This window comes from Pseudomonas sp. FW305-20 (assembly GCF_058788075.1).
Genome location: NZ_JBYTAJ010000007.1, coordinates 127,921 through 139,302, shown reverse-complemented (window position 1 = coordinate 139,302; position 11,382 = coordinate 127,921). Strand labels below are relative to the sequence as shown.

The 11,382-nt window shown below is 57.6% G+C and carries 14 protein-coding genes and 1 pseudogene; 8 read left to right on the top strand and 7 right to left on the bottom strand.

The window, feature by feature from the left end; translation table 11 throughout:
- Window position 1 precedes the first annotated feature (1 nt).
- Together AC3WP4_RS08690 and AC3WP4_RS08685 are read left to right on the top strand one after the other, a co-directional pair.
- Entirely contained in the window at window positions 2–865 is an 864-nt protein-coding gene (locus AC3WP4_RS08690) for an alpha-amylase family protein (protein ID WP_102615444.1), read from the top strand.
- 127 nt (window positions 866–992) lie between these two features.
- A pseudogene (locus tag AC3WP4_RS08685) lies at window positions 993–1,143 on the top strand (saccharopine dehydrogenase NADP-binding domain-containing protein); the annotation flags it as partial.
- Window positions 1,144–1,460: 317 nt separating this feature from the next.
- Here AC3WP4_RS08685 and AC3WP4_RS08680 read toward each other — a convergent pair.
- Both AC3WP4_RS08680 and AC3WP4_RS08675 read right to left on the bottom strand, forming a co-directional pair.
- Window positions 1,461–1,610 (bottom strand): hypothetical protein, encoded by a 150-nt coding sequence (locus AC3WP4_RS08680; RefSeq protein WP_162842858.1) that lies wholly within the window; start codon window positions 1,608–1,610, stop codon window positions 1,461–1,463.
- A 63-nt stretch (window positions 1,611–1,673) separates the two neighbouring features.
- Window positions 1,674–1,901 carry a PLD nuclease N-terminal domain-containing protein gene (locus tag AC3WP4_RS08675; protein WP_102615418.1) on the bottom strand — a complete coding sequence of 76 codons (228 nt, stop codon included), beginning with the start codon at window positions 1,899–1,901 and terminating at the stop codon, window positions 1,674–1,676.
- A gap of 169 nt (window positions 1,902–2,070) precedes the next feature.
- Here AC3WP4_RS08675 and AC3WP4_RS08670 point away from each other — a divergent pair, with 169 nt between their 5' ends.
- Window positions 2,071–2,277 (top strand): hypothetical protein, encoded by a 207-nt coding sequence (locus tag AC3WP4_RS08670; protein ID WP_309475426.1) that lies wholly within the window; start codon window positions 2,071–2,073, stop codon window positions 2,275–2,277.
- A gap of 256 nt (window positions 2,278–2,533) precedes the next feature.
- Window positions 2,534–3,352, top strand: coding sequence for a diaminopimelate epimerase (gene dapF / locus AC3WP4_RS08665; protein WP_102615417.1), 819 nt, complete (start codon window positions 2,534–2,536; stop codon window positions 3,350–3,352).
- A 77-nt stretch (window positions 3,353–3,429) separates the two neighbouring features.
- On the opposite strand, the gene AC3WP4_RS08660 is transcribed toward dapF, so the two are convergent.
- The gene (locus tag AC3WP4_RS08660; protein WP_102615416.1) at window positions 3,430–3,795 is read right to left on the bottom strand and encodes an avidin-fold protein; all 366 of its coding nucleotides are present in this window, start codon (window positions 3,793–3,795) and stop codon (window positions 3,430–3,432) included.
- Between the two features lie 196 nt (window positions 3,796–3,991).
- On the opposite strand from AC3WP4_RS08660, the gene AC3WP4_RS08655 reads away from it, so the two are divergent.
- Window positions 3,992–4,267, top strand: a complete 276-nt coding sequence (locus AC3WP4_RS08655; protein ID WP_074876091.1) for a hypothetical protein — start codon at window positions 3,992–3,994, stop codon at window positions 4,265–4,267.
- Between the two features lie 50 nt (window positions 4,268–4,317).
- Here AC3WP4_RS08655 and AC3WP4_RS08650 read toward each other — a convergent pair whose 3' ends face one another.
- A complete protein-coding gene (locus AC3WP4_RS08650) occupies window positions 4,318–4,872 on the bottom strand; it encodes a TetR/AcrR family transcriptional regulator (RefSeq protein ID WP_074876089.1) in 555 nt (184 codons plus the stop codon).
- Between the two features lie 125 nt (window positions 4,873–4,997).
- Here AC3WP4_RS08650 and AC3WP4_RS08645 point away from each other — a divergent pair, with 125 nt between their 5' ends.
- A complete protein-coding gene (locus tag AC3WP4_RS08645) occupies window positions 4,998–5,618 on the top strand; it encodes a DJ-1/PfpI family protein (RefSeq protein WP_102615443.1) in 621 nt (206 codons plus the stop codon).
- Window positions 5,619–5,678: 60 nt separating this feature from the next.
- On the top strand, window positions 5,679–6,215 hold the full coding sequence (locus AC3WP4_RS08640) for a DUF2867 domain-containing protein (protein WP_074876087.1): 537 nt from the start codon (window positions 5,679–5,681) through the stop codon (window positions 6,213–6,215).
- Between the two features lie 74 nt (window positions 6,216–6,289).
- Here the strand turns inward: AC3WP4_RS08640 and mqo are convergent, their stop codons facing one another.
- The gene (gene mqo, locus AC3WP4_RS08635; RefSeq protein WP_102615415.1) at window positions 6,290–7,936 is read right to left on the bottom strand and encodes a malate dehydrogenase (quinone); all 1,647 of its coding nucleotides are present in this window, start codon (window positions 7,934–7,936) and stop codon (window positions 6,290–6,292) included.
- Between the two features lie 376 nt (window positions 7,937–8,312).
- Between mqo and ilvD the strand changes: the two genes are divergently transcribed.
- The gene (ilvD, locus tag AC3WP4_RS08630; RefSeq protein WP_102615414.1) at window positions 8,313–9,995 is read left to right on the top strand and encodes a dihydroxy-acid dehydratase; all 1,683 of its coding nucleotides are present in this window, start codon (window positions 8,313–8,315) and stop codon (window positions 9,993–9,995) included.
- Window positions 9,996–10,017: 22 nt separating this feature from the next.
- Here ilvD and ubiT read toward each other — a convergent pair whose 3' ends face one another.
- Both ubiT and AC3WP4_RS08620 read right to left on the bottom strand, forming a co-directional pair.
- A complete protein-coding gene (gene ubiT / locus AC3WP4_RS08625; protein ID WP_074876082.1) occupies window positions 10,018–10,488 on the bottom strand; it encodes a ubiquinone anaerobic biosynthesis accessory factor UbiT in 471 nt (156 codons plus the stop codon).
- A complete protein-coding gene (locus AC3WP4_RS08620) occupies window positions 10,482–11,372 on the bottom strand; it encodes a U32 family peptidase (protein WP_074876080.1) in 891 nt (296 codons plus the stop codon). Before AC3WP4_RS08620 ends, ubiT begins: the two co-directional genes overlap by 7 nt.
- Between the last annotated feature and the right edge of the window lie 10 nt (window positions 11,373–11,382).

Genomic DNA, 11,382 nt, shown 5'->3' with positions numbered 1-11,382 from the left:
CGTGAAAGTCTTTAACTACAACGTCAGTCGCACGACAGTTGCCGCGCTCCTGTTTGCCGTCACGCTTGCCGCCACGACCGGCGTGCTCTACGTGACGCGCACCCAGGCTGTCGAACCGGGGATTGTCGGCATCGTCTGGCAGCCGGACAACCAGACCGTCGGCATCAACGGGCACTGGGAAAAACTCGGGGCTCGTGAGTTGCTGGTGCAGTGGACCGTCGTTGACGATCAGGCCTTCATTCCCGGTACCGGCTTGCCCGGCGTGCCGGTACTACCCGATTGGGCGCGCATCGCCAAGGCGCCCTGGGCGCAGGATGTCATCCTTGGGCTGGCGGGTTATTTCAGCGAAAACCGTTCACGGGACAACATCGAGCAACTGGCTGCTGTCTCGGAACGCATCGCCAAACTGCCCACGCCGTTAAACGTCACCGGCTGGTATTTCCCCGTCGAAGTCGACCCGAGCTGGACCCGTGCCAAAGAGCTGCCCGCCCTGCTGGCCAAATTACCGCGACCGTTATGGATCAGTGTTTATGACGGCGCCAATATCGGCCCGGTCGCCACGGCCGAATGGCTCAAACGCTGGCTGCCGGATGACATCGGCGTGTTCTTCCAGGACGGCGTCGGTGTCTACGCCCGCAGCGCGCCGGTCGCCAGAACCTACGCCGACGCCTTGCGCCAACGTCTGGGTGAAAAACGTGTGCGCATCATCGTCGAAGCCTTTCGCCCGAGTTTCGGTGGCGGATTCCGCTCCGCCACGGCCGCCGAGCTCAAGACCCAATTGGCGGCCTATGACGGTTACCCGCTCTACCTGTTCGACGGACCGCACTACGTGACCGATGAGTTGGTGGAGCAACTGGTGCGCTAATACCCATCGCCTCAATGGCACCGAAACATCCAGAAATTGTCGCACTTTAAACAGCGCTACATTTCTCGCGCAAAGATTGAATGCGGAGATTTAATCATGAGCACAACACGGCGACCAAGCCTATGACCTTGGAGTGAAAGTCATTCATATCGCCGAATACGATTCTCAGTGTGCTGATCGCCGTAAAGAAATCGGAGAGTTCGTAAACACATGGTCAGTGGAAGGCTTCATCCCCGGAGGCATGCCAGCCCGCTGAACTTGGCTGGGGCAGCCATGAGTTTCCGGAGCACAGCATCAGCCGGACGACCCTTGGCAATTTCGCAATTTTCGAGCCGGCTGGTGAATGCATGAAAGAACTTCAAGATCGGTTTCGACGATGAAGGGTCGGTCATGGATCTCATTTTTCCTGGCACTTCAGCGGGTGTCCCTTACCCGGAATAGAAATGTCAGCGGCACGCGAATTGTTCCTGGCGCGTGATCTGGAGCGCTACCACCTCGATTGAGATAATCGCCTGAAGCCGTCATCGCCCCGGTCGCAATAGATCCCGCTGCTCCAAATCGTATTTGAACGTCTCTCCTTCATCGTCCTGGGGCATTACTTGCTCTGTTCAGCCTTACCTTCTTGCATCTGCACCGATGATTTGGTGCCGTCGGTATTTTGCTTGGTTGTATTTTTTGAGCTATCGAAGCAACCCTGCAGCAGAAACAGGCTGCCGAGGGTAAGGCACACGTATAGTTTTTTCATGGCTGTCTCCTGCTTTGGTAAATTTCAAAAAACCTTCAACGCTGTCGACAAACGGACAAGGTTTTATCCTTTGCTGTGTTCCTGCGAGGTTGGCCCCTCCTTGATTCCGCGCGGCCCTGCAACACCCCAAACGATCACTCCAATCACCGGAAAGAGGATGAGGCCGATAGCCCAAGCGGCTTTCACCCCCACCGTTTTGTCGCTGCGAAACACACTGATGATGGCCCAAAGGTCAACGAGCAGAATGAACACCGCGACAGCGATTGAAAAATAGCTGATAGCTTCAGACATGGTTTTGCCCTCCTGCGATTACTACTGATTAGGTCTCAGCCGAAGACAGGGGTTCAACCCAGGTTTTGCCTCGAAAGGGATGTCACTTGACGCTTCAGACCGTTAGGTGGGACAACGTGCGTGGCCCGGATGCAAGCGTTGGGTTCAACAGGAATCAAGGAAGACTCATTTGAAAACCCTACTGTGTTTGCTGATCGCCAGCGGCGTCGGCACCGCACTGCAATATGCCGGTCTCCCCCATGGCCTGTTGCTTGGTTCAATACTCGCCACTGCATTGATCGCCAGTAACCGTCCTGACCCATCACCTGGTGCGCATGGTCGTGCTGCACTTTGCGCCGGCGTTGGCGTGAAGACGTTTGATCGCCGGAAGGACTAAGCCGGAGAGATCGTGGCCAGGGCACCAATCAGAATGGTCAACACCAGAAATCCACCCAGGAAAATCGCCATCTTGCCCATTGGGCCTCCTACATTATGAGTTTGCGGTGCAGCGTTCGCTGCGAGTGCGGAGCGTGCCGTTATTGTGAGGCGGCGGCTGTGTGCGTTACAGATGCAGATAGCGCAGGAAAATACGGATCAGAACACCGAGTTGGGGCTGGATCGCCTTTAAACATCAATTGCGCCAGGATCTTTGTATGCCGCTGAGTTTTCAAAAAATGCACGCCAATGGCGATGACTTCGTTGTAGTGGACTCACGAAACGCGGCCAACCCAATGACAAGTGCCCTCGCTCGGCGAATGGGTGATCGCAACCGAGGCGTCGGATTCAATCAACTTGCGGTGGTGCTCGATTGCGATGATGCCGATGCGCGTTTGATGTTTTGGAATGCTGATGGCTCCACACTGGATGTTTGTGGCAGTGCCACGCGGGGCGCCGCGCATATGCTGATGCGCGAATCGAACAGCACTTCGATAGCGCTCCGAACCAACCGTGGTCTACTCACTTGCGAACGAACTTCAACCGGCGCAATTTCCGTCAACATGGGAGAGCCGCTTTTCAGCTGGTCGGATATTCCCCTGGCTCTGGAACTGGACACTGCTGTTTTGCCACTTACCGGTGACCCAACAGCTTGCAGCATGGGAAATCCGCACTGCACCTATTTCGTGGAGGATCTAACAGCCATCGATATAGCGACCATCGGCCCGACAATTGAAACCAACCCCCTGTTTCCACTCAGGACGAACGTGCATTTCGTCCAGATCATCGACCGAAAACATATTCGGTTGCGCATTTGGGAGCGCTGGGGTGGCATTCCGCTCGGTTCAGGTTCCTGCTCTTGCGGTGCCGCTGTTAACGGAATTCGTCGTGGCTTGTTAGATAACTCCGTTGAGGTTGAATGTGATGGCGGAACCGTAACGGTTCAATGGGATGGCGTGGGACCTGTGTTTCTCATCGGACCGGTCGAGGCGACTTTTTCGGGAGTATTCATGGATGGTTTATTGCACGTTTTATAGCTGCTTTATCATGGTCATCAGGGGAGTTGATCCTTTACGAAAACACCCTGCGGAATTATCAAAAAAATACTTAACCGCTACGCGACAAGCTCGACATAGCTCGACTCCCCACCTCCAGTCGCGCCCGACAGCCAACCCCATACGAAGGTCAGCGTGGTACGTCCTGCGTGATCAATGCCTACCGTGCCCCGGGACCAGCCGGAAAGAATCTCACCATCCGTAGTCAGGCACTGATAAAGAAGCTCAATGGTATCGGGGCCCGTCGCACGTCCGACTTGATTACCCAGGCGGATATGGCCGCCCTTGTAAGTACCCCAAACAGCATTTTCCTCGACATGGTAGTGAAATATTGTGCGTGCATCGGACAGCCCTTGGGCGTTGTCTGCTACTGAAAATCGGCGATTGTTCAAACGCTCGCTGATTTGAGAAAAGTGGATTTCCATAATTGTCGCGTCCTTTAGTCGAGATGTATCAATCCAGTCTTCAGTGATCTTAAGCCACATTATCGTGACAGAAGAAGGCACTGCTTTGGCCCGATGGAGCTGCGAACTCGGGAGACACCGTTTGTCAGCTTCTTAGCACCTTCCCTTTCCCGCTTTTTCCAACGCTGTACATCCCCTCACACGGCAGGCCCATCTGATGAACAGGACAATTGCTGCACTCACCATCGCAGGCCTGTTCGCCTGCCCGCTTTTCTCACTTGCGACCGAAAAGGTCACTGAAGATGCTGCTGTGCCACCTGCCACGCTCCCCGGAATCAATCAGACCCAGGGCACTGAATCCAAAGAGGAAAAGGCCGACAAAAAAGGTGAGGAAGCTTCGGGTTCAAACTCCGGCGCCGACCCGGAAGCGATGGAAAAAGATGCGGCCACCTCTAGCGATTCGGAGGACATTGAGCAAAAACCAACGCAGTAGCGTTATGACGGATGCGAAGTCTCCATTAATCGCTATTGTTACAGCGCGCGTCAGGCCCGCCACGGTGGAAGAGCCCCTTCGAAAAGAGAAAAGGCTCGATGCATGAAACTGTTGAAGCGAGCGGCATCGCGCCGCAGCCCTGCCTGTTGACCACCAATCAGGCACATATGGGCCACAAGCCCGATCACTTCTGCTTCGCCTGGCAGATGGACCAAGCGGCGGCAAGTTCGTATCGCGAAGTCCAGACGTCTTGTATCCACACGCTGCTGAAACTCGCCTACCAACGGATCGTGCAGCGACCAGGCTCGGATGGCAACTTCCCGCCCAGGTTGTTTCTCAGCGGCAATATTCAAGTAGCGTTTCAAGGTTTCGCCCGCGCTACGACCCTGCGCCGCATAAGCGAGCATGCGCTCCGTGTAGTCTTCTTCCCAAGCGGCCAGCAAGGTGCGGACAAAGTCTTCGCGATTGCGGAAATGGTGATAGAACGATCCGCGGGTCACATTCAATCGGCGCGATAGGCTCTCGGCCGAAACGCCAACATGCCCTATTTGGTCGAGGGCCTCAAAACCAGCCGCGATCCAATGGTTACGAGTTAGTGTGCTCACCAGTTTTTTCGCTCCATATTTAGCGCCATACAGACTGTGTATGGTGCGCAACCGATTGATACGCTGCGAACACCAGCAAAGATGGCCGTTGCGTTTTGCACGCCGCACTTTTCATGGAGCTCGCCTTGAAAAAAATCGTTCTGGTTGCTTTCGACCAATTCACTGATATCGACCTGTTCCTGATGTGGGACATCTTAGGCCGTAATACTGAGGACTGGCACGTCCGAATATTGGGTTCCAGCGCTATCGTGCGATCGGCGCACGGCTTGCCTGTTTCGGTGCACGGTCCGCTTTCCGAGGCCAATAGTGCTGACGCGGTATTGTTCGTCAGCGGCAAGGAAGGGATACCCGCTGCACTTGCCGCCCCGGATTTCCTGCCGTCGTTTGAACTTGACTCCAGGCGCCAGCGAATCGGCTCCATATGCGCCGGAGCGTTCATTCTCGAGCGGCTTGGGCTGCTCAACGGCCAAGCCACTACACACCCGGATGCACGATCGGGATTACAAGCTCTGGGACTTGAGTCCGTGAATCAGCCTCTTGTATGCCAGGGAAACGTTGCAACCGCTGGCGGATGCCTTTCGGCGCTCTATCTGGTGGGATGGCTGGTTGAATCCTGGTTCGATGCCGACAAGCGCCGGGCGACGTTGCTCCCTGTTCTGCCAACTGGGCAGCAAGCGCTCTATGATGCTTTGATCGGACTCAGTATCCGACAAGGAGAAGTTGGTGCCTCGTGCCGGACAGCCTAAGCAGGAAACGCGACATGGCATGTCGTCCAATCAGTAGTTGGAACTCAGGAGAGATCACCGATGCCCCGAGAATTTGAGCTCATTAAGTCCGTGCCAGTCCCCTCGAGGTCCGGCATCACCCACCTTTACAAGTCGATGAACCTGGCGGACGCTTTTGCGATTCGGCTGCCTGCGGGCACATCCGGCAATCCAGATTTGCTAGCTCGATTCATCCTTTCCCACCAGCCATCCTGGATCGGATGGCTCATGAAAGTCCGAGACACTATCGTTGCCTGTTTTGGTCTCAAGACAGCCAGACAGTTGGCATCACTTGCCAATCGGGTTGGAATCTTCAAGGTCTACAGCACGAACCACACTGAAATCGTGTTGGGAGAGGATGACAAGCACCTCGACTTCCGGATATCGATCCTGTGTTCTGGAGAGGCAGAGCCAGAAGGCAGTCGCCAACTCGTTTTTTCAACCGTGGTCCATTGCCATAACCGCTTAGGCCGGGCCTACATCTTCGTTATTGCCCCCTTTCACCGCATGGTTGTTAAGGCCAGTCTTCTTCGTGCAGCGCGCATCGGTTGGCCACTGGCTACCTGCCCCCAAGGCTGAGAGCGCTGACCCATCACGCACAAAAAAGCCCACTGACCGTCACCGGTTCAGTGGGCTTTTGATCAGGCCTCTAGTTACAGAGCCATATCTGTCGCAGCATTAGCCTTCGGCGCCTTGGCCGGAGCAGCCGGAGCAGCCGCCGGAGCCGCCATCTGACCAATCGCCGGCGGCGGAGTCAGCTGCAACACCTTGGCGGTGTAAGCCCACTCTTCAGCCACTTTCGCAGGGTTGCCATTCAACTGAGTGCCATAGCTCGGCACGATCTGGTGCAGCTTTTCCTGCCAGGCAGGCGATGCAACCTTGTCCTTGAACACCTTCTGCAGCACGGTCAGCATGATCGGTGCGGCAGTCGAAGCACCCGGCGATGCGCCTAGCAGGCCTGCGATGGTGCCGTCTTGCGAGGCAACGATCTCGGTACCCAGCTTCAGCACGCCGCCAGCGGCTTCATCACGCTTGATGATCTGCACGCGTTGGCCGGCTTGCCACAGGCGCCAGTCTTCGGCTTTGGCGTTCGGGAAGTATTCTTTCAGGGCGTTGAGGCGGTCTTCATCAGACAGCATCAGTTGGCCAGCAAGGTACTCGACCAGCGGGTACTCCTTGATGCCGACCTTGGTCATTGGCCACACGTTGTGCGTGGTGGTAGTGGTCAGCAGGTCCAGGTACGAGCCTTCTTTCAGGAACTTGGTGCTGAAAGTCGCGAATGGGCCAAACAGGATGACGCGCTTGCCGTCCAGGACACGGGTGTCCAGGTGCGGAACCGACATTGGCGGTGCGCCAACGGAGGCTTTGCCGTAGGCCTTGGCCAGGTGTTGCTCGGCCAGGGTCGGGTTCTCGGTCACGAGGAACGAGCCGCCTACCGGGAAGCCTGCGTATTCCTTGGCTTCAGGAATACCGGACTTCTGCAGTAGGTGCAGTGCACCGCCGCCCGCGCCGATGAACACGAACTTGGCGTCGGTTTCGGTTTTGCTGCCGTCTTTGAGGTTTTTGTAGCTGACGCGCCAGGTGCCGTCTTCGTTCTTGGTGATGTCTTGCACTTCGCTAGACAGTTTCAAGTCGAACTTTGGCGTGGTTTGCAGGTGCGCAACGAACTGGCGGGTGATCTCGCCGAAGTTGACGTCGGTCCCGATAGGAGACCAGGTGGCCGCGACTTTCTGGTTCGGGTCACGCCCTTCCATCATCAGCGGAACCCACTTCTTGATCACAGCCGGGTCTTCGGAATACTGCATGCCAGCGAACAGCGGGCTCGCTTGCAGGGCTTCGTAGCGCTTTTTCAGGAACTTGATGTTGTCATCGCCCCACACGAAGCTCATGTGCGGCGTGGAGTTGATGAACGAACGCGGATTCTTCAGCACGCCTTGCTGAACCTGCCAGGCCCAGAACTGACGGGAGATCTGGAAGGCTTCGTTGATTTCAACGGCTTTCGGGATCTGAACGTTGCCTTTATCGTCTTCCGGGGTGTAGTTCAACTCGGCCAGGGCGGAGTGACCGGTACCGGCGTTGTTCCAGCCATTGGAGCTTTCCAGGGCGACGCCGTCGAGGCGCTCGATCATTTCCATCGAAGTGCCAGGTTCCAGCTCATTGAGCCAGACACCGAGGGTCGCGCTCATGATGCCGCCGCCGATGAGCAGCACATCGACTTTCTTTGCCTCTTCCGCGTGAACGGACGTGATCCCCATCGACAAAGCCAGCCCCAGCAGGGCCGTGTTCATTTTTTTAAACATGTGTAGCACCTTTGATAAAACGCCATCCGCCCTTCCATCCCCATGCTTGAGGCCCCGGTTCACGGCATGCAGGCAGCATGCAGTGGGTTGCGCTCCCACAAGGATTGGAGGGTGGGCACACAAGGCCGACGTGTCTCCATCGACCTCAGTTTATATGTCCCTACTGAACTGACTTCTTATCGTTATTGGCTTCAGCTACTTGAGCGACAGTGATTCTGTTGGCGCGTCTCAAGGACACGCAAACTGAATAGGTCAAAGCAAGTTGGGGCGAAGAATATCACGACACGGCAAACCCGCGCGTCTGTTCCCGACTTGATAGTCTGCCCCGGCCACTATACTCATCGTGCTTTTCTCGATGAGCCGGTGAGGAGATGTCATGAGCGACAAGGTTGATCTGCGCAAATATTCCTCCCAAGTGGTCGACGGCGTAGAACGCACGCCCGGCCGCGCGATGCTGCGGGCCGTGGGTTTCACGGACGAAGATTTCAAGAAACCGCAGATCGGCATCGCCTCGACCTGGGCGATGGTCACGCCCTGCAACATGCACATCGACAAGCTGGCCATTGAAGCCGAAAAAGGCGCGAATGCCGCTGGGGCCAAGGGCGTCATTTTCAACACCATCACCATTTCCGACGGCATCGCCAACGGCACCGAGGGCATGAAATATTCGCTGGTATCGCGTGAAGTGATCGCCGATTCCATTGAAGTCGTGGCCGGCTGCGAAGGCTTTGACGGCCTGGTCACCGTGGGCGGATGTGACAAGAACATGCCGGGGTGCCTGATCGGTATGGCGCGGCTGAATCGCCCTTCCATCTTCGTCTATGGCGGCACCATCCGGCCGGGCGCCGGCCACACCGATATCATCTCCGTGTTCGAGGCCGTGGGTCAGCACGCGCGGGGCGATATCAGCGAGATTCAAGTCAAGCACATCGAGGAAGTAGCGATTCCGGGCCCCGGCTCCTGCGGCGGCATGTACACGGCCAACACCATGGCGTCCGCGATTGAGGCGCTGGGCATGAGCCTGCCCGGTTCCAGCTCTCAGGACGCCGTTGGCAGCGACAAGGCGTCGGACAGTTTCCGCGCTGGCCAGCAGGTCATGGAGCTGCTCAAGCGAGACATCAAACCGCGGGACATCATGACCCGCAAGGCGTTTGAAAATGCCATTCGAGTGGTGATCGCCCTCGCCGGCTCGACCAATGCCGTGCTGCACCTTCTGGCGATGGCGCATGCCGTGGATGTCGAGCTGACGCTGGATGATTTCGTCGAGCTGGGCAAGGTGTCACCGGTGGTGGCCGATCTGCGTCCCAGCGGCCAATACATGATGAGCGAACTGGTGGCCATCGGCGGCATCCAGCCGCTGATGAAGCGGATGCTCGCCGCCGGCATGCTGCATGGCGATGCGCTGACAGTCACCGGCAAGACCCTGGCCGAAAACCTGGAAAACGTACCCGATTACCCCGCAGGCCAGGACGTGATCCTGCCCTTCGACCAACCGATCAAAAAAGACTCCCATTTGGTGGTGTTGCGCGGCAACCTTTCGCCAACCGGCGCCGTGGCCAAGATCACCGGCAAGGAAGGCCTGCGCTTTGAAGGCACGGCGCGGGTCTATCACGGTGAGGAAGGTGCGCTGGCCGGCATCCTCAACGGTGAAGTCAAGGCCGGCGATGTGATCGTGATCCGCTACGAAGGCCCCAAGGGCGGGCCCGGCATGCGCGAAATGCTTTCGCCGACGTCAGCGGTCATGGGCAAGGGACTGGGCAAGGACGTTGCGCTCATCACCGACGGTCGTTTCTCCGGCGGTTCACACGGGTTCGTGGTGGGCCATATCACGCCCGAAGCCTTTGACGGCGGGCCGATCGCGCTGATTGAAGACGGCGACAAGATCACCATCGACGCCGAAACACGGCAGATTACGGTCGATGTCTCCGACGCCGAACTGGCCGAGCGCAAAACCCGTTGGGTGCGCCCGGAACCCAAGTACAAACGCGGTGTGTTGGCCAAATACGCGAAGACCGTGTCCAGCGCCTCGGAAGGCGCCGTAACGGACAAATATCTCTAGGTGTTCAGGAATGGCCTGGCGGTTACCCTGCCGCCAGTCCCTTCCCGGCCCGCTCCAGATTGCGCCACAACCAAACCGGCAGAACATCAGGGTCAAGGCTGTCGATCAGGTTCTTCAATGCCAACCCCAACTCCGTATCGCCCTCAATCACCAAACGCCGGCGAAAGAACAACGTGTCCGGATCTTCCTGACGGCTCGCCAGCAATAGAAACTCGCGCCAGTTACCACTGATCGTCACATGCGCCGTGGCGTGTTCGGCAATTCGCAACCCGTCACGAGTCAACGTCAGGAACCACGACAACCCCAGGTCCGGGATCCGCAAGCACAACCAACGCCCGCGCAAAACCTCAAACTCGCCATCGCGTAACGGCCCGGCGAGGCAGCGATTGAGCGCCTGTTGCAACGCCAGGCGCTGCACCGCAAATGGCACCCGGCGCACCAACGGCAACAACCGGTCGGCGCCTTTCAGCAGCCATTTCTTTCGATTCAACACAGGCCAACCTCCTCGACGCGCAACATGCCGGCCTGGCCATGCCAATAGCCATTGCAACCGTCGACGAACAACGGCGGTGTCTCGCCCAGACGAACCCGTTGATAGGCCGCGATCACCTCGGCCATGCCCTGAGCGCGGGGGCTCAGACGCAACAGATCGGCGCCACAGGCCACCAGCCCGGAGTAATCCGCCAGCAGATTGGTCACCTCCGCCGACATCGTTTGAATACCGTTGATGGTGAACAACGCCTGCCCTTCCTGACTGGTCAGCGGCAAGCCATCGGGGTAGTTGAGGCAGCAAAACCGGCAGTCGTCCTTGGGCAGGTTTTCCGCCCGTGCGGTGAAGCAGCGAGCGGAATAGGCCAACGGCAAATGCCCATAGGCAAAGATCTCGACTTCCGGCACCTCACGGCCCAGTTCGCGCACTTGCTCGAGCACATCGCCAATCAGCGCCGCGGAGCATTCCACCGGCGGCACCCACCGGGTCATCCCGCAGTCCAGCAGTTGCGCGAGGGTATGACCGTTGTACACATTCAGTGCCGGACCGCCCACGAATGGCAACTTGCGCTCGGCCAGAAACTGCACCGCGCCCATGTCGTTGGCCTCCACCAGCAATTGGCCGTTGTCGCACAGCCGCCGCAGGCTGGACAGTTCGGACGCCGCTTCGATCAGCGTCAGGCTGGAGATCACTAACTGTGCCTGGCTGCATTCCTGCAATTCGCGCCCCAGCCCTAGCCATTGATCCAGTGAAAAGGCCCGGCGTTTCGAACACACGGTTTCGCCCAGGTAAATCACGTCCAGCGGCAACGCCGACATTTCGGCGTAAAAGTTGCTGAGTTGCTCTTTGTCCCAATAAAACAGGACCGGTCCAAGGCTGAGTTTCATGTCGCCTCCC